The 23,109-nt window shown below is 54.6% G+C and carries 22 protein-coding genes; 16 read left to right on the forward strand and 6 right to left on the reverse strand.

The window, feature by feature from the left end; translation table 11 throughout:
* Nucleotides 1-191: 191 nt before the first annotated feature.
* On the reverse strand, nucleotides 192-1,148 hold the full coding sequence (locus tag KTE_RS31170) for an aldo/keto reductase (protein ID WP_201388416.1): 957 nt from the start codon (nucleotides 1,146-1,148) through the stop codon (nucleotides 192-194).
* A 331-nt stretch (nucleotides 1,149-1,479) separates the two neighbouring features.
* Here KTE_RS31170 and KTE_RS31175 point away from each other — a divergent pair, with 331 nt between their 5' ends.
* The 6 genes from KTE_RS31175 (at nucleotide 1,480) to KTE_RS31200 (ending at nucleotide 7,263) form a co-directional block, all read left to right on the forward strand.
* Nucleotides 1,480-1,707 (forward strand): hypothetical protein, encoded by a 228-nt coding sequence (locus KTE_RS31175; RefSeq protein ID WP_201388418.1) that lies wholly within the window; start codon nucleotides 1,480-1,482, stop codon nucleotides 1,705-1,707.
* A gap of 39 nt (nucleotides 1,708-1,746) precedes the next feature.
* The gene (locus tag KTE_RS31180) at nucleotides 1,747-2,628 is read left to right on the forward strand and encodes an undecaprenyl-diphosphate phosphatase (RefSeq protein ID WP_201388420.1); all 882 of its coding nucleotides are present in this window, start codon (nucleotides 1,747-1,749) and stop codon (nucleotides 2,626-2,628) included.
* Nucleotides 2,629-2,918: 290 nt separating this feature from the next.
* Nucleotides 2,919-3,596, forward strand: a complete 678-nt coding sequence (locus tag KTE_RS31185) for a response regulator transcription factor (RefSeq protein WP_201388422.1) — start codon at nucleotides 2,919-2,921, stop codon at nucleotides 3,594-3,596.
* A complete protein-coding gene (locus tag KTE_RS31190) occupies nucleotides 3,593-5,101 on the forward strand; it encodes a cell wall metabolism sensor histidine kinase WalK (protein WP_201388424.1) in 1,509 nt (502 codons plus the stop codon). Before KTE_RS31185 ends, KTE_RS31190 begins: the two co-directional genes overlap by 4 nt.
* 307 nt (nucleotides 5,102-5,408) lie before the next feature.
* Nucleotides 5,409-6,047 (forward strand): globin family protein, encoded by a 639-nt coding sequence (locus KTE_RS31195; protein ID WP_201388426.1) that lies wholly within the window; start codon nucleotides 5,409-5,411, stop codon nucleotides 6,045-6,047.
* Between the two features lie 127 nt (nucleotides 6,048-6,174).
* Nucleotides 6,175-7,263: a sulfite oxidase gene (locus KTE_RS31200; RefSeq protein ID WP_201388428.1), complete on the forward strand. Its 1,089-nt coding sequence runs from the start codon at nucleotides 6,175-6,177 to the stop codon at nucleotides 7,261-7,263.
* A gap of 152 nt (nucleotides 7,264-7,415) precedes the next feature.
* Here KTE_RS31200 and KTE_RS31205 read toward each other — a convergent pair whose 3' ends face one another.
* On the reverse strand, nucleotides 7,416-8,132 hold the full coding sequence (locus KTE_RS31205; RefSeq protein ID WP_201388430.1) for a hypothetical protein: 717 nt from the start codon (nucleotides 8,130-8,132) through the stop codon (nucleotides 7,416-7,418).
* A gap of 537 nt (nucleotides 8,133-8,669) precedes the next feature.
* Here KTE_RS31205 and KTE_RS31210 point away from each other — a divergent pair.
* On the forward strand, nucleotides 8,670-8,948 hold the full coding sequence (locus KTE_RS31210; RefSeq protein WP_201388432.1) for a helix-turn-helix transcriptional regulator: 279 nt from the start codon (nucleotides 8,670-8,672) through the stop codon (nucleotides 8,946-8,948).
* A gap of 31 nt (nucleotides 8,949-8,979) precedes the next feature.
* Nucleotides 8,980-9,498, forward strand: coding sequence for a peptide deformylase (gene def, locus KTE_RS31215; RefSeq protein ID WP_201388434.1), 519 nt, complete (start codon nucleotides 8,980-8,982; stop codon nucleotides 9,496-9,498).
* Nucleotides 9,499-9,545: 47 nt separating this feature from the next.
* Here the strand turns inward: def and KTE_RS31220 are convergent, their stop codons facing one another.
* Entirely contained in the window at nucleotides 9,546-10,409 is an 864-nt protein-coding gene (locus KTE_RS31220) for a PIG-L deacetylase family protein (protein ID WP_201388436.1), read from the reverse strand.
* 194 nt (nucleotides 10,410-10,603) lie between these two features.
* Here KTE_RS31220 and KTE_RS31225 point away from each other — a divergent pair, with 194 nt between their 5' ends.
* From KTE_RS31225 to KTE_RS31235, 3 genes are all read left to right on the forward strand, one after another.
* Complete coding sequence (locus KTE_RS31225; RefSeq protein ID WP_201388445.1) at nucleotides 10,604-12,700, forward strand: YfhO family protein; 2,097 nt, start codon at nucleotides 10,604-10,606, stop codon at nucleotides 12,698-12,700.
* Between the two features lie 165 nt (nucleotides 12,701-12,865).
* A complete protein-coding gene (locus KTE_RS31230) occupies nucleotides 12,866-13,264 on the forward strand; it encodes a metalloregulator ArsR/SmtB family transcription factor (RefSeq protein WP_201388447.1) in 399 nt (132 codons plus the stop codon).
* A 25-nt stretch (nucleotides 13,265-13,289) separates the two neighbouring features.
* A complete protein-coding gene (locus KTE_RS31235) occupies nucleotides 13,290-14,471 on the forward strand; it encodes a cation diffusion facilitator family transporter (RefSeq protein WP_201388450.1) in 1,182 nt (393 codons plus the stop codon).
* A gap of 178 nt (nucleotides 14,472-14,649) precedes the next feature.
* Here KTE_RS31235 and KTE_RS31240 read toward each other — a convergent pair whose 3' ends face one another.
* The gene (locus KTE_RS31240; RefSeq protein ID WP_201388452.1) at nucleotides 14,650-15,087 is read right to left on the reverse strand and encodes a hypothetical protein; all 438 of its coding nucleotides are present in this window, start codon (nucleotides 15,085-15,087) and stop codon (nucleotides 14,650-14,652) included.
* A 318-nt stretch (nucleotides 15,088-15,405) separates the two neighbouring features.
* Nucleotides 15,406-16,419: a hypothetical protein gene (locus KTE_RS31245; RefSeq protein WP_201388454.1), complete on the reverse strand. Its 1,014-nt coding sequence runs from the start codon at nucleotides 16,417-16,419 to the stop codon at nucleotides 15,406-15,408.
* 262 nt (nucleotides 16,420-16,681) lie between these two features.
* Between KTE_RS31245 and KTE_RS31250 the strand changes: the two genes are divergently transcribed.
* Nucleotides 16,682-16,924 carry a CsbD family protein gene (locus KTE_RS31250; protein ID WP_201388456.1) on the forward strand — a complete coding sequence of 81 codons (243 nt, stop codon included), beginning with the start codon at nucleotides 16,682-16,684 and terminating at the stop codon, nucleotides 16,922-16,924.
* A gap of 149 nt (nucleotides 16,925-17,073) precedes the next feature.
* Entirely contained in the window at nucleotides 17,074-18,165 is a 1,092-nt protein-coding gene (gene mltG / locus KTE_RS31255) for an endolytic transglycosylase MltG (RefSeq protein ID WP_201388458.1), read from the forward strand.
* 133 nt (nucleotides 18,166-18,298) lie between these two features.
* Here the strand turns inward: mltG and KTE_RS31260 are convergent, their stop codons facing one another.
* Nucleotides 18,299-19,315 carry a LacI family DNA-binding transcriptional regulator gene (locus tag KTE_RS31260; protein ID WP_201388460.1) on the reverse strand — a complete coding sequence of 339 codons (1,017 nt, stop codon included), beginning with the start codon at nucleotides 19,313-19,315 and terminating at the stop codon, nucleotides 18,299-18,301.
* 434 nt (nucleotides 19,316-19,749) lie between these two features.
* Here KTE_RS31260 and KTE_RS31265 point away from each other — a divergent pair, with 434 nt between their 5' ends.
* The 3 genes from KTE_RS31265 to KTE_RS31275 all read left to right on the forward strand — a co-directional run bounded on the left by KTE_RS31265 (nucleotide 19,750) and on the right by KTE_RS31275 (nucleotide 23,086).
* Nucleotides 19,750-21,141, forward strand: coding sequence for a substrate-binding domain-containing protein (locus tag KTE_RS31265; protein WP_201388469.1), 1,392 nt, complete (start codon nucleotides 19,750-19,752; stop codon nucleotides 21,139-21,141).
* 86 nt (nucleotides 21,142-21,227) lie between these two features.
* Nucleotides 21,228-22,172: a carbohydrate ABC transporter permease gene (locus KTE_RS31270; RefSeq protein WP_201388471.1), complete on the forward strand. Its 945-nt coding sequence runs from the start codon at nucleotides 21,228-21,230 to the stop codon at nucleotides 22,170-22,172.
* Between the two features lie 5 nt (nucleotides 22,173-22,177).
* Nucleotides 22,178-23,086, forward strand: a complete 909-nt coding sequence (locus KTE_RS31275; protein ID WP_201388473.1) for a carbohydrate ABC transporter permease — start codon at nucleotides 22,178-22,180, stop codon at nucleotides 23,084-23,086.
* Nucleotides 23,087-23,109: the final 23 nt, after the last annotated feature.

A 23,109-nucleotide genomic window follows, 5' to 3' on the forward strand; every position in this document is an offset into this window, starting at 1 on the left:
AAGGGTGTGATTCATTCCTCTGAAACTGCTGCAAAAAAGGCCGCAATTAGCCGCAATTACTGGTAGGGGCGCGTCCGAAGTGCGATTAATCGCCTTCGGACGCGCTGAAGCTGGCCCCTACCGACTTGGGAAGCCATCTCGCGCCAGAGGTTACTCTCCAAGCTTGCATGGATCCTACATTTATTGTGCGTTTACTGCCAGGAGCTTGCCTGCTCCAGGGTCTTAATCGCGGCCTCGTCGAGCTTGAGATCAATCGCCTTCATAAGGTCGTTGACCTGCTCCACTGAGGTGGCGCTGGCAATGGGGGCCGTCATGCTGGGGCGAGCGATCAGCCAGGCCAGTGCGACCTGGGCCTGTGTAGCGTGGTGCGCCTCCGCAACCTTGTCGAGAGCTGCCAGGATGCGCTCACCGCGCTCATTCATGTAGCGCTGCTTGACTCCCTGCGCCCTTGAACTCTGAGGCAGATCCTTATCTGAGCGATATTTACCCGTCAGGAAGCCGCTCGCCAGGCCATAGTAGGGAATGACACCAATCTGCTCCTGAAGGCAGAGAGGCTCCAGGTCACGCTCAAAATCGGCACGATCATAGAGGTTGTAGAGCGGTTGCAAGCTCTCATAACGTGGATAGCCATGCTTCTGACTCGCCTGGAGCGAGAGCCGCAGGCGCTCAGCCGTGAAGTTTGAGGCCCCCAGCACCCGAACCTTTCCTTGCTGCACCAGTTCGGCATAGGCCGCCATCGTCTCTTCAGGATCAGTCTTGGAATCATCCCTGTGTGACTGGTAGAGATCGATATAGTCTGTCTGCAAACGCTTGAGCGAGGCCTCAACCGCCTGCATTATATACTTGCGCGAGAGTCCCTTCTGCTCCGGCCCCATTTCAGAGCCCACCTTGGTCGCGATGATCACCTGCTCGCGGTTACCGCGCTGCTTCATCCACTTGCCCAGAATGGTTTCAGACTCTCCACCCTGATTACCAGGCACCCAGCGCGAGTAGACGTCGGCGCTATCAATAAAATTGCCGCCCGCGGCGACATAGGCATCCAGTACTTTGAAAGAGACGGCTTCATCTGCCGTCCAGCCAAAGACATTGCCACCCAGGCAGAGCGGCACAACTTCAAGCGATGAACGGCCCAGTTTACGCTTCTCCATACTATAATATGCTCCTCATTTTCAAAAAAAGTAAATACAGTCAAGCTGCCTTCTCTCACACGCCAGGCAAGCCAGCCGCGTTTCAGCGACCACGCCCACTCAGCACTTGCAGTGGTACTTTTAGGAAGCTCCTCTTCCTTCTCATCATTTTCTCATTTTTACTTCGTACACTCGCAATAAGTAGAGATTTCAGGTAACATAGTGTGGTGCAGTAGCGGCTACTGGCGTGCGCGGCTACTGCACCACACCCAGAACGAGCGCCGCAGGCGCGATAGCACAGCAACATATACAATTTATATATAATCTCTACAAAGAAAGAAGGCAGATCCCAATGAATAATCGCAAGCTCCTCTTCATCGGCGGCATCATCGTTGCCATCGTTGCGCTCCTGTGCAGTATCTACTATATCATTCCTGGTTACAATCACATCCTGGTCACTCATGACTCGACCGCCTCGCACCCCACGCATTTTGTGGCCTTCCTGGGCCTGGCTATTGTCGGCGCGCTCGTCGCCCTCGTCTCGCGTCCCAAAAAAGGCGTAAATCCGGAGCAGGCATAGAAACAGCTTTAACGTCTTTTAAGAAAGGATTTGTAAGGTATGAACCTGACGCTCTGGCAGGCCATTCTCCTGGCGCTTCTACAAGGATTTACAGAACTCTTTCCCATTAGTAGCCTGGGTCACACCGTGATTGTCCCTGGCCTGCTCAACTGGGGAGACCTGGTCCATGATGAGCGTTTTCTTCCCTTTATCACCGCGCTCCACCTGGGGACCAGTATCGCGCTGGTTATCTATTTCTGGCGCGACTGGCTCCAGGTCTGCAAAACCCTCTTTACCAGTATTAAAGAGGCAAACGTACAGGTAGGAACTGAAGGCTGGGTAAGCTGGCTCATTATTATTGGCTGTATCCCCGCTGCCCTACTGGGCGTTTTTCTAGAGAAACCGCTCAAATCGCTCTTTGCCTCGCCTATCATCGCGGCAACCTTCCTCATCGTGAATGGCGTCCTGCTCTTCATCGGTGAGTGGTGGCGTCGTCGTAATCTGAAGAAGCTCCAGGACATGCCAGCCAAAGAGCAGGAAATTCTCTCCCGCCCGCTCAAATCGCTCAAATGGTGGGAAGCCATCCTGATCGGCTTCGCTCAGTCGCTGGCCCTGATCCCCGGCATCTCACGCTCGGGCGCGACCATGGTTGCGGCCCTCGGCGCGAAACTAAGCCACGAGGATGCGGCGCACTTCTCCTTCCTGCTGGGCACGCCTCTCATCGGCGCCGCCGCCCTGCTCGAAGTGCCACAGCTCTTCCATGTGCCAGCCGCGACAATGGGCATGATCCTCCTGGGCATGGTCCTCTCCGGTATTATGGCCTTCCTGAGCACCAAATTCCTGATGCGCTACTTCCAGACCGGGCGCCTCGATCCCTTCGGCTACTACTGTATCGCGGTAGGCGCGGTCTCCCTGGTCCTCTTCACCCTGGTTATCAAATAGACTTCTCGCCACTGCGTGGCTCGCAAGTAAGTAATTGTGTGTGGTGGCAGGTTGGCTTCGCCAACCTGCCACCACACACAATTACGTATGGAAGTGGGGCTATTTCCCTTCCGCTTTTGGTATTGAGGGATGCATAGATATATTCAGAGGGACTAAACGACCTCGCGAGCAATTTATCTTCGGTAGGTGGTGTTATGCAGGTTGGCAGCCGGAGGCTGCCAACCTGCATAACACCACCTACTCAAGCGAGCGCCGCAGGCGCGAGAAAGTAAAACAGGAGGGAGAACAAAATGCGCATTCTTATCGCGGAAGATCATCCTAGCTTAGGGCCAGACATCCAGCGTGGCCTGGAGCGCTTTCACTATGTCACCGACCTGGCGACTGATGGCGAGGACGCGCTGGCGTCCGCACTGGCAACGCCTTATGATCTGCTGATCCTCGATGTGATGCTCCCATCGCTGGATGGCTTTGAGGTGTGCCGTCGCCTGCGCAGCGCTCATCGTACCCTCCCCATTCTCTTTCTTACCGCTCGTGGCGAGATCGATGACCGCGTGCATGGACTCGACCTGGGCGGCGATGATTATCTCGTCAAGCCCTTTGTCTTCCGCGAGTTGGAGGCCCGTGTACGCGCGCTGTTGCGCCGCGAAAAGAGCGCTACCTCGGCAACGCTCCAGTTCGAGGACATAACTCTGGACACCCAGACACGCGAGGCCTGGCGTGGCTCACGCCAGCTTACCCTCTCCAGCCGCGAATATGCCCTGCTAGAGTTTCTCCTTCATCACCCACGCCAGGTGCTCAGCCGGGAAACCATCGCGGACCACGTCTGGGATGGCGAGGCCCCCTACCAATCGAATATCATCGACGTGTATATCCGCTATCTCCGCAACAAACTCTGCGCATCGGGCGAACCCGATGTCATTCAGGCCATTCGTGGCGTCGGCTACCAGCTCAAAGGAAAAACTATATGAAAACCTTGCAGCGCCTGCGCTCCCACCTCTGGCCCATGGGGACGCGGCTCCAACTCACCTTCTGGTATACCGCCGTGCTCGCCCTGATTATCCTCTGCGCGGGAGCTATCGTCTACAAATACCTGGAAAGTTCGCTTGAGGGCAGCTTCGACACCACACTCTCACTCCAGGCCGGCCTGCTCACCAGCGAAATCAGCGAGCAGAATAACCACCTGACCATTAGCGACCGTACTGGCAATATCCCGAGCCTGGAGGCCACACACTCCGATCCCCGCAGCATTCCCGCCGACATCACTAATGGCTTACTGGTCCGCATCCTTGATAGTAATGGGCGCGTCGTACGTGAGTCGCCGGGCTTTCGCCTCTACGCCCTGCCCACCCTCACCCCCACTCAATTTGGTACCCAGCAGATCATGCAGCAGACGCTGAAGCTAAGAGAGCAGAAAGGCGACAAGGTTGAGCTGCGCCTGTATAGCCAGGTCATCACAGATCATGGCCGCCCCTACGCCATTATCCAGGTTGGCGAGTCTCTGAACCAGTTGCACAGCGTACTGCGCAACACCGCCTATGTCCTGCTACTACTCACACCCTTCTTGCTGGCTATCAGCGGCCTGGGTAGCTACTGGCTGGCCGCGCGCGCCTTCGCGCCTATCCACCAATTGACCTCGACGGCCCGCGCCATCAATTCCGGTGATCTTAGCCAGCGTGTCCCTCTTCCGCGCGCGCGCGACGAGGTCTATTTCCTGGGAGCCACCCTCAACGCCATGATCGCTCGCCTGGAAGATGCCTTTACGCGCCAGAAGCGCTTCGTCGCCGACGCCTCACATGAGCTACGCACGCCTATCGCTGCCATTCAAAGCAAAACCGACGTCGCCCTGCTCCAACCACTCAGCACACAGGAGTATGTGGAGGTCATCCAGCAGGTCAATACAGAGGCCCTGCGCCTGGGCGACCTGATTAGAAATCTCCTGGCCCTGGCACGTTCCGACGAGGAAGAGGCTCATCTCATCTATGAGTCCGTCCACCTGAACCAGGTTGTCGACGCAGTCATCTCCACCGCCACCGAATTAGCCCAGGAGCGCGACATCATCCTCGTCGCCCAGGACCTGGCGCCCGTCGAAGTCCAGGGCGACGAGGCCCGCCTGATCCAGGTTGTCATGAACCTGGTCGATAACGCCATAGCCTATACATCACCCCACGGCTGCGTTAGCGTGACCGTCAAGCAAGAGGGCGCTCAAGGGCTGCTCGTCGTGCGCGATACAGGCCAGGGCATCGCACCTGAACACCTCCCGCATATCTTCGAGCGCTTCTACCGCGCCGATGCCGCCCGCAGTCGCGACGCCGCCCACAAGCGCGGCAGTGGCCTGGGCCTCGCCATCGTCGATTGGATCGTGCGCGCCCACCAGGGCCACATCTCGGTCGAGAGTACTGTGGGCAAAGGTTCAACCTTCACCGTCTCGCTCCCCCTCAAACAAATGATCAAATCTAATTCAGCCAGAGAATGATTAAGCACAAAAAATACAATGATACCGCTTCTCTTACAAGAGTAATTCTAATTCTCGCGTAATTCAACTCTTGCTACCTAAATATAAATCTAGCCTCATTTTTACCCTTTTTTTAACATTTGTTTAGCAAAAGCATAATGATTTATCAAACAAATCTACTAATCGTATTATTATATTTACATTTCTATTATTTCCACATAAATAACCCTTTTAGGTATAAAAAAACAAAATATACGCAAGATATGTTATATTTGCCTTGTGTATTTGTTAATTGTCCATTGAAGGGAGTGAAGTATTTCTGAGTAAGTTGAAATTTATACCTCGACGCACATCATACGCACTCAGTGCGACAGTTTATGTCTCCCCCTGGGCCTCTTCCTGGGAAAGGCTCTATCGCCAGGTTTTCTGGTTGTCAGATGGACAGAGAACAACCGAGCGTATAGCATTACTCCTGCATAAGCCAGATGAGGAAGTCGCTCGCATCGTTGAAGAGCTTACCGTGAATGGCTATCTTAGTACACAAACTGAAGGGAAAGTATTTGTCATGAATATTGAGTTACTGAAAGAAAGCTTTAAAATGGTTGCTCCGCGCAAAGAAGAGTTCGCACAGAGCTTCTATAACCGTCTATTTACTTACTATCCTGAGACCAAAACCCTGTTTGCTAACACCGATATGCGGCGCCAGGAAAGCTCACTGATGGCCACACTTGCGACTGTTATTTCGGGCGTGGAACGTGGTGATAATTTAGTGCCAGTCCTGAATGGACTTGGGAAGCGCCATGATAGCTATGGGGCTGCCCCTGAGCATTATCCTCTCGTCGGCGGCGTACTGCTTGAAACCTTTCACGAATATCTTGGCAATAGCTTTACCCCCGAGATGCAGGAAGCCTGGAGCCAGGCCTTCGAGCTGATCAGCAACCAGATGATCCAGGGCGCCCACGCCTAGAATATCTATCCAGTAGAGAGTAAAATCAACTGCGTCACCTCACCATACCCATCAGACGTGCCAGAGATAGCAAGCGAGCTACGCTTGCTATCTCTGGCACAAAACGTTTATGATCGGAGGTGGCAGTATGAGTAATTCTTCCGCGCACGCGCTTACTATTGTCTATCAGGAGCAGCCCTTGAATGCAGGCACTCCCCTACCCATTTTGCGCCGCTCCTTTGTGACGCCTCAGACGCTCTTCTTCGCCCGCAACCACGGATCTATACCCACTATCGATCCCGCAACCTACCGCCTTCACGTTACAGGCATGGTCCGGTCTCCTCTGGAACTCAGCCTGGAAGAGCTGCAATCCCGCTTTCCCTCTCGGATAATCATGGCCACCCTGCAATGCACGGGAAGCCGGCGCAACGAGCTTATGGCCTTGCATACAATCCCCAACGAGATTCCCTGGGGCGCCGAGCCTATCAGTAATGCCAACTGGCGTGGTGTCGCCCTACGCGATGTGCTTCAGGCGGCCGGAATTGCACACGAGGCGCGTTACGTCTCCTTCAGTGGTCTCGACGAGGTGTGGGAAGAGGGCAAGGCCGTTGGCTTTGGCAGCTCTATCGCGCTTGAGAAGGCCCAGGTGCCCGAGGTCCTCCTGGCCTTTGAGATGAATGGAGAGCCACTCACGCCTATGCATGGCTTCCCTGTACGCGTCATCATTCCTGGCTATATCGGCGCGCGTAGCGTCAAATGGCTCGGGACGATTACCCTGCAAGACGAGCCTTCGCATAACTATTTCCAGGCCCGCGCCTATAAGCTCTTTCCACCCAACGTCACCCAGACACCGACAGATACCAGCCAGGGTAGGATGCTGGAGACGCTTCCCCTGAACGCGGTCATCTGCATACCTCAGGATAGGCAGATGCTAGAGGCGGGACCAGTACGCATCCTGGGATATGCCTTTACAGGCGAGGGATCGCCCATCCAACGGGTCGAGGTCTCGGCTGACAAGGGCACGACCTGGACCATCGCCACGATTACGGAGCGAAACGATCCCTGGGCCTGGTGCTTCTGGGAAACAACACTTGACCTTCCACCCGGCCCATATCAACTATTCGCCCGCGCCTGGGACGCTACCGGGCATACCCAGCCCGCCGATGCCCGCCAGCTCTGGAACTTCAAAGGATACGCCAACAATGCCTGGCACCGCATCCGCCTCCATCTGGCCTGACAAACCACAATAAATTGTGACCTGACAAACCACATAAATCCTGTAGGGTCCATGCTGGCATGGACTGCGAGCGAAGCGACCTTCCCGCGTCTGGGTGTCGGCCTGCGGGCCTCGGAGTCCATGCCAGCATGGACCCTACAGGATGCACGTTATCAATGGCTCTGCAAGAAGTGCTCTATCTGGGGCTGCTCGGCAGGGGTCGCGGGGCGGAACTGGTCTTGCTCGTTGATGTAGGCGATTTGCGTCCCCTGAAAAGACACGATCATATCTGGGCGATGATCTCCATTGACGTCTACAAAGCGCAGCGTTACGGGCACGAGGTCATCTTGCGCGCCATATAACTGCGGACCGGTATAAACATGGGTGTGCGCGGGATCTCCGCCCGAAATTTCAATAACCTGGATACGTCGATTCAAATTAAGAGCAATAAAGTGGCTGGGCTGGCCCGCCTGCTCATTGTGCCCCACGCGCATATCCATCTGGAAGGTGCGAGGTCGCCCATAATGCATATCATCAAGTATGCCCTGGCCCCAGCCGAGAAGCAGACTCAGACATATCCAGAGCACAAGCATACCCAGCATACCCAGGCCAAGATAGACCAAAGGGTGCGCGACCGGCCCCCGTCTCCCACGCGGCGCATCCATTATCTCGGACTCAGGCAGCTTAGCCGTGACCTGGGGTGGATAATCTTCGGTTGTGCGCACACGCGAGGCCCGCTGGATCGGAGCTTGCATACCCTTACGCGCCCCATTCTTCACGTTCGCATGAGAGGCGCCCTGTTTATCGGACGAGCGATACCGCACCAGACTCCTGGGGGTATGGCGCATCTCCGCCTCCTGCTCCTCGGCGCCAGTTATCGGCATCGACATCAACTGCTCCTTTCATGCAACCACGCCGTGGTACCCGACCGCAGAGTGGCCCCTTACCTGACAGCATAACTTATTCTATGCTTCAACATTAACAGCGATAAAAAAGCGCGCTACTCCAATAAACGTGTGTCTAACGCGAAGGCCAATAAAACCGTAATCCTGGTAGAGATTGTAGCAAGAAAAAGATGGGCTGTCTATACTTTTTTAGACCAAATTTTCTAATATCCAGACATTTTTAGAATTTTTGTTCTAATTCAGATCGGCTAGTGCTTGTAAACGGCGCACCTACTCTCACTTCTCTGGGAATGCCCCACGCCCATGCAGGAGAAAAAGGTAGGTGCGCCCTTTAGAAGCACCTACCTTTTTCTCCTGCATGGGCGTGGGATGCCCTTCTATCGAGCGAGAATATAACGAGAAGCCACCGCAATGCATTGACATGTCAACACGCATGGTCTATAGTAGAGATAGTAATACAAACCCTGTTTGATACTTATGCCTGTATAAACGGTAGCGATAGAAAAATAGGGAGGATGACGCGTGCCAATATCATGTCAATTGCGAGTCCTACTCGCGCGCCTGAACGTTGAGCGCGCCATGCAGAACGCGAGTCCAATCAGCCTGCGCCGCATGGCGGAAGAGAGCGGCGTCTCGCTCAGCGTCCTAGTGGCGCTTCATACCGGGCGTAGCCAGAGGGTGGACTACGCGACGCTGGATCGCCTACTTACCTACTTCAACCGCTTCTTCCCGGTCACAATCAATGACCTGCTCACCTGGGAAAGCGCCAGCGAAGAAGAGGCGCACATAGCCGTTGGTTAAACACATTCTAAATTGAGGAAAAAATAAAATCATGCCACTACGCAATATCGTTATGCTGGGCGACCCTATTCTGCGCCAGAAGGCCAAACGCATCCACCGCTTTGATGCCTCGCTGCGCAAGCTCGTTAAGGATATGTTTGAGACGATGCATGCCAATGACGGCGCGGGTCTCGCCGCGCCCCAGATTGGCCTCTCGCTGCGCCTCTTTGTCGTGGAACTTGAAGATCCCAAGACTGAGAAATACTACAAGGTCGCCATGGCGAACCCGGAGATTATCAAGACCGAGGGCGAGCAAATCGGTCTTGATGGCTGTCTGAGCATTTCAGGCTACTACGGCGTGAATGTGCGCCGCGCCAATAAGGTCATCGTCAAAGGCCAGGACCTGAATGGCAAGCCGATGAAGGTCCTGGCCGAAGGCTACTACGCCTGGGCGCTCCAACATGAGATTGATCACCTGAATGGTGTGCTCTTCATCGACCTGCTCGACAGTCCCGAAGACTTGCGCGAGGTACGCCACAGCGACAACGAAAAAGAAGAAGTTCTCAAGTAAATAGTATATAAAGCTTTCTGAGCAGCCTGCAGGCTGCTCAGAAAGCTTTATATACTATTTACTTGAAGCACTTGATTTGTGGTCAGGTTTATGATGGTAGAAGGCCGAACCCCCTCAAAGAGATCCTGCTCCACGCTCCGCCCGCTATTGACCAGGCTGAAGGCGCGGTAGAACTCCTGCGGACCCCATAGCCGCTTATGGTCCTCGGGCGAAAGTCTGGGCAGTTTCTCCAGGGGCGGAATCTGCGTGACATGACTGCGGACGGCTTTCCAGGCCTGGCGCCAGTAGGCGCTGGTATCCAGGCGTGTCGTTACGGCCCACTTCATCCAGGAGAGGCAGGTGCGCTCCTGCCCGTCGATGTGCATGATCATGTCACCAAATATAGGGGTGTAGTGCGCGAACCAATCCTGGGTCGAGACGCGATAGTAGAGCTTCGCCACACGATGAGGACCCAGGTCCCAGTTCTGTCCATAGCCCTGGTCGGCGGCGCACAGCACGGCGGCCGTTGTAAACTGCGAGATGGCGATATGATCGGGATGCCCATACAGTCCATCCGGGCCAAAGGTCACAACCACGTCGGGTCGCACCTGGCGTATGAGCGCCGTGATTTTCGCTACGGCTTCATCCCCACCTGCCTGGTCCAGGTCGCCGTCGATATAGTTTAGAAAGTTCAGGCGCGCTATCCCTAGTGCGCGGCAAGCAGCTCGCAGTTCCTCCTCACGTATACGCCCCAGGCCCTCCTGGCCTGGATACTCGCTCCAATCCCTGAACCAGCCACGCTCACCGCGCGTGGCAACCACCAGGGAGATCTCCACACCCTCCGCGGCATACTTCGCTAACGTGCCCCCCAGGGCAATTGACTCATCATCCGGGTGCGCCAGCACGCACATCAACTTCAATGGGGTAGGCATACTTCTTTCCTTCCAACAACAATCCCGATTTCTACACTGGCATTCAAATAAAACTTACTTGATCTAATAAGTCAAGTATAATAAGCCGGGCAAAAGAAGTCAAGAGCATAGGAGGTCTGGGCGTACATATCGTTACCGCATGTAGTTAAAATCGTCTAAAACTTATACTGTTGTAGATGAGATAAGGCGAATAGATGTTTAAGAATCCACCCTTAAGACTCCAATACTCCAAAGCAAAGTTGATATCCTGGCTGCGCATGGTCGGTCAGCTAGTAATGCTCGGTATCGTCGCGGTCGCGCTCCTCTTGCCTGCTCCCTTTACCTCTAATCAGTTGCCCGCCGCCTGGGAGAAGAGCGATTTGATCATCAGCCACTGGCCCACGGCGCTCTTGATTCAGCGCACCTTCGCGCAGTATCACCAGCTCCCCCTCTGGAACCCCTACTTTGGGGGTGGGCAGCCATTGATCGCTGATCCGCTGGCGGCGCTCTTCTATCCCCCCACCCACCTGGTCCACTTTCTCCCTCTGCGTGACTACTATCTCGTGCTTATCCTGGGCCATCTGCTATTCGCTGGCCTGGGTACTCTACTGCTCGCACGTCGCGCGTTTGGCCTGTCGCATCTCGCCGCGCTGGTGGCCGCGATTGGCTACATGGCGACGCCACGACTGATCAGTCACCTGGGTGCGGGCCACCTGACGATCTTTCAGACTGTGACCTGGTTCCCCTGGCTGGCCCTCTCCTGCTGGGCGACTGTGCGCGAGCCACGCCGCTGGGGCGCGCTGCTTGGCATCTGCATCGCCATGACTCTGCTGGCCGGACATCCCCAGATGGCTTACTATGGTATGTTGATGCTCACGGGTCAGGCCACCTGGCTCCTGGTCAAGCGCTGGCGCCTGGAGGGACATCAGGCATTCTTCGCCTCCCTGGCTGGTTTAGCCGTGGCTGGCATCATTGGCGCGCTTATCGCCTCCATCCACCTCTTGCCGCTGATGGAATTTACAGCATATTCAACGCGCCAACTCACCCTAAGCTCCAGTGATACATATCCTCTGCAAGACTTTCTCCATGAACTACTCAATCAGCAACCCAGGTCCCAGTTCCCCTGGGAGGGCTTAATCACACCTGGATATATTGTCCTCGCCCTGACCCTACTCGCGCTGGTGACGCGCTGGCGTAAAGCCTGGCCACTGCTCCTGGGCATCATACTCATAGCTGGACTCGCGATGGGTAATTCCTCGCCCCTGTATCTGCTTGTCTCACACATATTGCCCAGTTTTGATCGCTTCCGTGGGCAGGCGCGTATCTGGTTTGTGGGACTTTTCCTCTTTGCCATCCTGGCCGGATTAGGGACAGACGCTCTCCTGCATTATCTACGCCGTATTTCTGTGTATAGCGCTGTTCCGGCTGGCCTTCTTATCGTTCTCGCCATCTCGACGACGCTTATTATCATAGATAATGCCTCTACCCAGCTCGGCGATGTACGCACAGTAACCACTCCCTCCACACTGGCATATACCGCGGCGCATCTCGCGGGAGGTGGACGCATCTACGGCGTCCAGGAGAACCTGCCGCAGGTGAATGCAGTCCAGACCCAGACTCGCTTTGCCGATGGCTGGAATCCGCTTCTGATCGAGTCCTATGTCTCCTATATGCAGCGTGCCGGTGACTATCAAGCAGATGGTTACCAGCTTCACTTTCCACCCGCCGATTCTCCCAGCGTCAAACCAGACCCCAGGCTCCTTGGGTTGATGAACGTAAGCATTGTAATCTCGCGCCGACCGCTCTCCGATCCACGCCTGGTGCAGGTCGGGAAGGTTGATGATACCTTCCTCTACAAAAATACAGCCGACGCGGGCTACGCCTATCTCGTCAACCCCGACTCAGCCGGTCGCTTACCAACGCTGAACTCACTTCAGCCGCTTAAAACGCCCATCCATATTGTGAACGCATCGCCTGAACCAGACACCTTTACCTTCTCTACGGATAAGCCTGCTTACTTCGTGATTGGCACCCCCACCTATCCTGGCTGGGTCGCCTCGCTCGATGGTCAGTCCGTGCCCATCCAGCAGATCGATGGTATACTGCCCGCGCTCAAAGTAGGCCCAGGCACTCATCGCGTGCGCTATACCTATGAGCCGCTCTCCCTACGCGTCGGCGCGACCCTCTCGCTCATCGGCCTCCTGACAGCCCTCATATGGCTCTTCGTCGCCCTCCGCCCCAGGAGGCGTACCCAACCCCAACCACCTGCACCGAAACAGGCCGAAAGCACTCCTGTACCCATTGGCGCCTAAGCCCTCTTTCCCAATCAAATAGAACGCTGAAGGGCCTGGGCAACTGCCCAGGCCCTTCAGCGTTCTATTTGATTTTTTCTCTTGACAGATGATGCATAATATTTTATTATCTGAGTAGTTACTCAGATAAGCAGATAAGGGATAAGGGAGAGAAGCGAGAGACCCATGGCAAAAGAGACTGGACGTTCACCTATTGACGCCGAGGCCGTCGTGGCCGCACAGCAGCAGGCCCTGCCCGAGACCAATCTCCTCTTGATCGTGGAGACGTTTCAGGCCCTGGCCGATCCGACGCGGGCGCGCATCCTCTATGCCCTGACGCGCCAGACGCTGTGTGTGCGTGACCTGGCTATCGTCGTAGGCGTCTCGGAATCGGGTGTCTCACATCACCTGCGCTTTCTGCGTGATCGCCGCCTGGTCAAATCCCGACGCGATGGCACAACGATCTATTATTCAGTGGATGACCAGCATGTGGCCGCGCTCTTCCAGGAGGCCAACTATCACGTCGATCATGTCCGACGCGGTCTCCCCGATCATCCCTACGTCATTCATTCACACGAGGACTAACTTCTTATCAGGAGGAACAATACCTATGGCACATTCCAGCGCCGCCCATGAGCATCATGAGCACTCCCATTCCCCAGAGCATACGCACGATCACGACCAGCACGACCATGCACATGAGTCACATGAGCATGACCATGACAATCATAGTCATAAGCATGATCATCAGCACGACCATACACATGCTCACCATGACCACGACCATCATGACCATGGACATAGTCATGGTCCGCTGGGCTGGCTTGTTGACGCAATTCCCTTCCTCCATGGACATAGCCATGGCGAGGTCAATGTCGATACCGCTCTTGAAACCAGCGACCGTGGCCTCTGGGCACTGAAAATCTCTCTGCTGGGCCTGGGGGCGACCGCGCTCTTCCAGCTCATTATCGTCCTCATTAGCGGTAGCGCGGGCCTCCTGGCGGACACCATCCATAACTTCTCGGATGCCCTGACTGCCATCCCCCTGGGTATCGCCTTCGTGCTGGGAAAAAAGCTGGCGACCCGGCGCTATACCTATGGCTTTGGGCGCGCGGAAGACCTGGCAGGCGTCGTCATTGTGCTGATGATCTTCTTAAGCTCCCTTGTGGCGGGTTATGAGAGCATCATCAAGCTGCTCCACCCAGAACCACTGCGCAACGTCTGGTGGGTCATGGTGGCCTCCATCATTGGTTTCCTGGGCAATGAGGGGGTAGCGATCTTTCGCATCCGCGTCGGGAAAGAGATCGGCTCTGCCGCGCTGGTGGCCGATGGTCAGCACGCTCGCGTCGATGGTCTGACCTCCCTGGCTGTGCTCTTTGGCGCGCTTGGTAGCCTCCTCGGTCTCCCCCTGGCGGACCCCATTATCGGCCTGCTCATCACCGTCGCCATCCTCTTTATCGTCAAAGACACGGCGCGCACCATGTGGCACCGCCTGATGGACGCGGTCGATCCCGCCATCGTTGACAAACTTGAACGCGTGACTCGTGAGACGCCTGGTGTCCAGCAGGTCCGGCATATTCGCGCACGCTGGCTTGGACATAAGCTCTCCGCCGAGATGCAGATCCTCGTCAACGAAAATCTCTCGTTGCGTGAAAGCAACCAGGTGGTCGAGAATGTGCGCCACAACTTGTTCCACGCCCAGCCACGCCTGGCAAGCATCTCCGTCCACGCTCAACCCGACTCCCAGGTCTCCGAGTCGCTCACAGCCCACCACGAGGCCCTGGCCCTCTAGTACAGTGTGTGGGGCACGAAACATCATGTGCCGCTAGCTCGGCACATGATGTTTCGTGCCCCTTTGGCATGGCGATCCGCTTCATAGCCATCGAACCTTCCCTTTTTGCACTCCAGCGACAAGGGTAAGGTGAAGGCGGCAGCAGCCAGGTCGTTCACTGCCACCTTCTTCCTCTCTCTTACCCGACAAACGTCGCGCCAGTCATCACTCCGACAGCCAGTACGGTCAAGATAAATCCTGCAAGAGCCCAGCGGCGGGCCGGGACATTTCCCGTTTTGTTAATCAATTGGATCGCAGGACGTAACGCGCCATCGCCGATACCGAGAAGTATAATCGCGATCACAAAGCCCGCGATGATTAGGCTTCCCCATGCACTTCCAAAGAGATTGGCAAAGCCACGCGTTCTCGTGATGAGAATGAGACCAAAGCCCATTGTGAGTGTTCCTGTATAGGTAAGAACTCGTGCGGTCGTCAGAGCCAGCTGTTTGAGTGTCTCGTTCGGCTCTTTTCCTAGAAGCGGTATGATGAAAAAGGCCAGGAGTGCGTAGCCGCCCACCCATATTGCCGCGCTTAAGACATGTCCGTAACGTATCAGCCATGAGACGATTGTTGTCATACCGGCTCCTTTCGTTCATCCCGCACGTGCTCTTTTGTTGATGGGAAAGGTACACTGGACGTGCCGGTCTCCCTTTCAGCCGCTACAACGGCTGTCTTGTCTGAGACAGCATCGCGGATCAGAGCCTTCTGTGTTCTCACGCGTCGATTTATGATCCATTCACCAACGAATGCTCCTGGCGGGCCTGCGGTCAGCAAGACCGCTACCGGAAACCACCATTCCCAAACGCCATCGATCGCGCTGACGACCCATGAGCGGAGTGGTGTCTCTTCCTGGCTGAAGGGAAATGTCGCCGAGCACGGTCGTCCCCTTCAACCTCTAGGAGGAGAAGTGCTCAGGGCTAAGCATGTCCAGAACCTCCTGCTCATCCTTATTGGTGGGAAGGTAGTCATCGGTGGCAGGCTCAATCTTCCAGACTACCCCTTTAAGGGTCACGAAGCGCCAATCCAGGTTGGAGCTATTATTGAAATCCGCGGGAGTGGCGGTCTTTAACAGGTCCAGCACATCTCCTGGCGCGGTCTGGTGAATATCAAGCCGCCCAGATTGGACTTTGTGGATATAATCTGAAACAATGCCCTCGGGATCCTCGCGGAAGATCACTCTGTGCATATTGCGCAGATTGTGCTCGGCGGTCTCGCGGTGCGCGGGAATGTCTATATCGCGCGCGATACGAAGGCGCAGGGCCTCAAAGAAGCTGTATTGCACCAGGCCGCTACAGATAAAGCGTAACACAGATGTCCGAGAGGTCTCATCCTCGTCCTCATGCTTGAAGAAATCTGCGACCTTCTGCGCGCCATCGGCGGCCTGTGGTAGGACTGAGAGATGGCGGCGGGCGGCGCGGGCGGCGTAGAGCGCGCTCAGCTCATAGACGGTTGTCTTATCGTAGAGACCATTGATCTGGTCGAAGGCGATGCCACGCACATGGCGTAGATACTCGATACCATGGGTATCTTCCGGGCTATGGGAATCGTGCCACGCCCGCTCCAAAGGGTTCTCCATATACCAATCCAGGTTGGGACGCTTGATACCGACGGTGAACTCGTCATATGGCACGACCTCGTTGCGCCAGCTCGCGATATGCACCCCCTTAGTTTTGGCCTCGATCAAAAAGGTATTGTGATAGCCCATGTCAGGCTCACGGACGAGATACACGATAGAAGAGTGACTCCACTTGCTGGCCGTCGCCATCCGAATCAGGTGGGCAAAGATCTCGCGTGGATTCTTATTCTCGCGCAGAATAACATCGGAGACGCGAAGAAAGGGCCCGCCATTACGCTCATCAAGAAAGAAGTTCAATGGATCTTGTTGAATGCGAACTGCTCTATAGGCCATAATACATCCTGCCTTTTTTAATTCTCATGCCTGCAACACTCACCACACATCCCTACTATTTACTGATACGGATGACTTTTAAGAGCGGATGCGTGGATAGGCAATACTGCCAGGAAGAATTGCTGTGTAACCTTTTGGTAAGCTAAGGGGTGTATATGGTAAGTACTTTTGGTAAGTGCTTTTGCTACTTGCACGTTTTAGCCCGACCCAGGATTTTCTCGCCGGTCGGTATACGATAGTCTTGAAAAGGAGTAATTTCACCATGGAAGAGAAGGATAAAGATCTTGGCACCAAGGGGAAAGAAGATACCTTGAAAGGCAAGCTTGACAAGACCGCAGGTAAGATTCAGAGCAAGGTCGGCGAGGCCACTGGCAACACTGAGATGGAAGCCAAGGGCAAAGCCAAGGAGGCGGGTGGCACGCTTCGTTCCACTGCTGGCAACGCCGAGCAGAAGGTTGACCACACCCTCGACCGCGAGGAGCGCCGCGAGCGCCTCGACGAATAGAGAATAAAAGAAAAAAGAGCGCCCCCATCCTGTACAGGATGGGGGCGCTCTTTTTTCTTATCCTCTTGTGTATTGACAACAGTTGTGTTAAATATGATTTATATTCAAAAACATGAATGTAGATGAACCACAAATGAGGATTGTATTTTATGAAAAAGCGCGGGTATGGCCCTCTTATTGCCGTATTTTTAGTGACCTTGATCATGTTCGGGGCGCTTTGGGAAAGCTGGTCGGCCCTTAACACGCTCCTCACCCCTCCAGAGGCAACAAAGACTGACAAAATTTCTCTGGTGATCAATGATGGCGAGAGCACGCAGCAGATCGCCGATGAGTTGCAGGCGCGGGGACTGGTACGCAATGCCCTGGCCTTTCGCCTCCTGGCACGAATCAAGGGCCTGGATGTCAAGCTACAGGCTGGCGCGTATACCCTCACACCCGGCATGAATACGGATCAGATTATCGCCAAACTGCTGAATGGCCAACCCGACGGCAAACGCTTCCTGGTGCATGATGGCTATCGCCTGGAGCAAATAGCCAATAGCGCCGCGGCGGTAGGACTGCCACATTTTAGCAAGGATGATTTTCTCAATTATACCAAGCATCCCGACAAGTTCCCCGACAAGGCAAAATATCCTATTTTGAATAATCTCTCCAGCATGGAGGGCCTGCTTTTCCCAGAGACATATATCGTGCCCGTGACCTATAACACGGTGCAAATGATCGATATGATACTGGATCAATTTATCAAAGTTGAGAAGGACAATAACCTGGTAGCCCAGGCGCAACAACATCAGTTGAGCGAGTACCAGATGATTATTCTGGCCTCGATTGTGCAACGCGAGGCCAGTAACGCGAAACAGATGCCAACCATCGCCGGTATCTACTGGAACCTGGATAAGAATCCGACCGATGAAACTGTAGGATTCTTAAGCTCTGACCCGACTGTGGAGTACGCCTACGATACAGACCACCCGCCGGCCAATGGGAAGTACTGGAACGACCTCAATAACTACGGCTCGGGCAAGACGGTGGAGTTGGATAATCCCTTCAACACCTATATGCACAAGGGCTGGACACCCACACCCATCAGCAGCCCCAACCTCGACGCATTGAAGGCCGCGGCCTCGCCCGCCAAGACTGATTACTACTATTTCCTTACCGATCCAGCTACTGGCAACCTGATCGGCGCAAAGACTTACGCGGACCATCAAAAGAACGTGGCTAAGTACTTGCAGCACTAGCGCTGCTTGCAAGAGCTCAGAACTCACTGGAGACGCTTATTCTGCTCATCCATCTGTTTTATGATACAAGGGAGGCAAAAAGTGGGTAAGTGTAACGGCATCCTGGCAATGCCAGGATGCCGTTACACTTACCTTATCTTCCCAAAGTGCTGGCGCGCGCATGGAGGCGGAAGGGGACCATAATGGATTCTGGTGGTTGGGTGCGCTGGCCCTTGATTCTCTCGATGAGCAGGGTCACGGCCAGGCGGGCTATCTCCTGCTTATCTGGTTCGATAGTGCTGAGGGCGGGCGTCGCATAGCGCCCATCTTCTATGTCGTCAATGCCAATGACCGCGATATCTTCGGGGATGCGATAACCAGCCTCGTGAATGGCAGACATCGCGCCCAGGGCCATAAGGTCATTAAAGCAGAACACGGCGTCGGGTAGACTGGCTCGCTCCCGGTTGAGCAGGTCGCGCATGGCCTGGGCGCCATCGGCGCGATGCCAGGAACCTCCCGTAACCAGGAGAGAGGTATCCAGGGGGATACTGGCCTCTTCCAGCGCCTTTTTGTAGCCTTGTAAGCGCAGGGATGGCGCCTCGTTAAGAGCCTGCTGGACACCGATTGCCGCGATGCGGCGCTTGCCTAGATCAATGAGGTGCCTGGTAGCAACATACGCGGCCTCCGTATTGTCGATAAGCACGTGGTCGAAGGGCGCACCAAATAATCTCTCACCTAGCAATACAATGGGGCCTTGAGACTGATTCTGGGCGATACTCTCCACGTCCAGCGTGTGCGAGTCTAGAATGACGCCGTCAAGCATGTGAGGACTCATCCCGGTAAGGACCGCCAGTTCTTTATCGCGCTGGGCAAATGTGTAGTCAAGCAGGACAGTGTAATTCATTTCGGACGCGGTCACAGTTATCGCGCGCGCCACGTCCGCGAAATATGGGTTGGAGAGATCTGGGAAGGCATAGGCCAGAACACTTACCTGGGCGTTGCGCAGGCGCCGCGCGGCCACGTTGGGCTTATAATTCAGTTTTTTAATCGCTTCAAGCACGAGCGCTCGTGTCTCTGGTCCAACATGTTCAAAATTACCATTGACGACATTCGAGACCGTCTTAATCGAGACACCAGTATAGGCCGCGATATCCTTTAAATGTACCGTCATTGCGAAGAGAGAAATCCTTTAAAATAATCAATTTACTATTTTTATAGTCGGCTATTGGAGATAGTACCCGCTTTTCTCAACAGTGTCAACGTATAACTCAGAGTAAGGTGTGATTTATGGGCAGGGTCTGTGACGGGAGCGAATGCTCCCGTCACAGACCCTGCCCATAAATCACACCCTTTCCTCCTTGACAGGGAAAATTTTTGTATGTTATACTTCGTTCAACGTTGAACTGGCAGAACTAGAGGGATTTACCGGTTGCCAGTTCCGAGCATACTCTATTTTATGCATGGCAGCTTTCTTCGTTGTCGTCATGATGACTACAGATGCTGTTGTATGTGTTATTGTCCCTGCTACACGCATGGTTGTTGGTTTATGCGCCGTTGCATAACGTTTTCCAGGTCTTCTTTTGAAGAGGAAAGGAAAGTACACGGATGTCAAGACAGTTTGATTCTCTGACCCCTGATGCCCCTCTCTCAGATATGCAAGCTATTTCTCGCCGCTCATTTCTCAAAACCTCAGCGACTATGGGAGCCCTGGCTGCCGCTGGAAGCTTCGGCCTGGCTGCCTGTAATTCACCCTCTGCCAGTGGGACCGCGACTGGCAACGCGACTGCAACCGAAGGCACAATCACCATCTGGGACCGCTCTGGCGATCTGTTCCAGGTCTTTGACGCCACTATCGCTACCTTCAACAAGAAGTATCCCAAGATCAAGGTCAAGCACGTATCGGTCGATGTCGATTCCAAGTTGCCCACAACCCTGAATACCGGGGTGAATGTGCCTGATGGTTCGTTCTATGAGGATACCAATTTACCCGTGTTGGCCTCGCACTACTACGACATCACGGATTGGATTCAACCCTATACAAAAGATATCGTGCCGTTCAAACTACGTGTGAATACGCACAATGATCGCGTGGTGGGCATTCCCTGGGATCTCGATCCAGGCCTGTTGTATTATCGAGAGGACATGCTACAGGCAGCGGGTATCAGCCCGGATTCTATCCAGACCTATGATGATCTGCTGGAGGCCGCGCACAAGGTACAGGATAAGTTCGGGCCTAAATGTAAACCTATCCACCTGGAGCAGGATCCGGGACTTACCCAGCTCTGGGTCGAGATGTTTGCCAATCAACAGGGTGCCAGCATGGTAGACGCGAGCGGCAAGTTGCAGCTCAACTCTCAGGCCTACCTCAATATCATGAACTTCCTCAATCGCGTGCGTACGGAGAATCTCGGCACACGGGCTGCGTATTTTAGCCCGGGCGATCTTGCCGCGATCGATGCCGACCAGGTAGCCTTTTATCCCTGGGCGGTCTGGGCGGTCTATGGCGCGGACCTCCTCTTCAAGAAGAGTAAAGGCAAGTGGCGCGCGATGCCTCTGCCAGCCTGGACAAAGGGTGGCGCACGTGGAGCGGTCATGGGTGGTAGCTCCTTCATTATTCCGAAGAAGGCCAAGAATCCGCACCTGGCATGGCTATTCTACGAACACCTGGTCTTCAGCAAAGAAGGCTACTCAGCGGTTTACGGGCCAAACAAAATATACCCTGGTGGCATCAATACCTCGCTGCCATCATACCTGCCTGCCTTACAGACGCAGTTGTATAAGAACTCGGATGGCCTGGGTGGGCAGAACCTCTGGGATGTAGCCACGGGAACCGTCAAAGATATCCCAGGTAATTACTACATCGCTCCCTGGTATAACCAGGCGGTACCCTACTTCGGCACAAATGTGCAGCGTATGCTGGATGGGCAGATGACCCCGCAACAGGTGCTCCAAAAGTCTTCGTCCGATATTCAGACGAAGCTGGTTGACCGCCAGTAGTTCCGACATATTCCGCGTGTATTACTTGTCAGGGGAGGGTGCGTAGCGTTATGCGCTCTCTCCATCCTCAGAGAGGAGTCGTTGCTATGGCTGTCGTCACGCCCCCGCCACGTACAGTTATCCCCGAATCTGTGCCTTCACGCTCGCCTATTCAGCGCATTCGCCGTTGGCTAGGGGGTAGCTTCTCACCATATCTGTTTATCGCGCCGTTCTTCATCTTCTTTTTCGCGTTCTCGTTGTTCCCGTTGCTCTACGCGTTTGTCCTCAGCTTTACCCACTGGCATGGGGACGCGGACCCGCGCTTTATTGGCCTGGCAAATTACCTGTTTCTGCTCACAGATAGTGACTTCTGGGGTTCGCTGGTTAACTCCGCGCTCCTGTGGCTGCTCATCATCCCGGTGCGTGTGCTGAGCGCGGTCGTGGTCGCGGCCTTGCTCTCGCTGCCAAAATTGCGCTTCCGTGGTTTCTTTCGTACCTCGATGCTACTCTCCTACGTGGTACCCCTGGTGGCTATTGTCCAGGTCTGGCTGGTGCTCTTTGACCAGGACTTCGGCGCGATCAATACCTTGCTTGTATGGCTGCACCTGCCCACCATTGGTTGGCTAACTACCAGCATGTGGTCAAAACCAACCCTGGCTATGCTAGTGCTGTGGTGTGGAAGCGCCTTCGCGGTTTTGTCGATGCTGGCTGCCATTCAGGCTATCCCCGCCGAATATTATGAGGCCGCCGCGATTGACGGGGCAGGCCCCATCCACCAGTTCTTTACGATTACGCTGCCCCTCTTGCGCCGCACAGTCGGGTTCCTGGTGGTGTTCAGTACCTTGGGCGTAGTGCAGATGTTTGCCGAGCCAAAAATATTGACGAATGGCGGACCGTATAACTCGACTACCACGGCGGGCTTCTTTCTAAACTCCTACATAACTAACTCAGATTTTGGCACGGGCGCCGCGAACTCGTTCCTGCTGATGATTATTCTAGTGATATTGTCCCTGGTAATGCTGCGCTTTTTACGTGCTGGAGATGAGAGGTAAACGCTATGGCAACACTTGCATCAAACATTTCGCTAGCGAGGACAGATTCAGCCTCCAAGCGGCGTAGGACCTTCCGCATAAGTAGCATTCTGGCCTATCTTGTTTTGTGCCTCGCGGCCCTGATAACGATCTTCCCCCTGGCATGGATGTTTATCTCATCCTTGAAGCCGGGCAACGAAATAGCCGCGACTCCCCTGGGGCTGGATATTCATACACTATCCTTCAACAATTACATGGCTCTGTTATCGGCTGTGCCAATATGGGTGGGCTTTCAGAATACACTAATCGTCCTGTTTATTCAGGGTGGAGCAACTTTGCTGCTCTGCCCCCTGGCAGGCTTTGCCTTTGCCAAGTTTGAGTTTCGCGGCAAACGCTTTTTCTTTAACTTTGTGCTCTCCACAATGATGCTCCCCGTCATCGCCATGATTCTGCCGCTCTTACTTGAAATGGGGGCCTTGAACTGGGTGGATAGCTATCAGGGCCTGATTGCCCCAGGCCTCGTGAATGCCTTCGCGATCTTCTGGATGCGGCAACAGATCGCGGAAATTCCAGATGAATTGCTGGAAGCAGCCAAAGTAGATGGATGCACACCTTTTGGGATGTACTGGCGGATTGTGGTTCCCTTGATGCGGCCCGCGCTCGCGGCCCTGGCAATCATGACCTTCCTGGGCATCTACAATGACTTTGTCTGGCCGGTAATTATTACCCAATCGGATACCATGCAGACCTTGCAGGTTATGCTCTCAAACCTGGCGACCCAGATCAATAACACCAGTCCTGGAACGACAGGACACGACGCCTGGGGCATGATTATGGCCGCGAGCACAATAGCAACTGTGCCTGTACTGGTATTGTTTATTGCGCTCCAGCGCCAGTTTATCAGCGGTATCCTGGCGGGCAGCGTGAAAGGCTAATCAATTTCGGCAATGTGTAGGGT

Source organism: Ktedonobacter sp. SOSP1-85, assembly GCF_016587415.1.
Classification (GTDB): Bacteria; Chloroflexota; Ktedonobacteria; order Ktedonobacterales; family Ktedonobacteraceae; genus Ktedonobacter.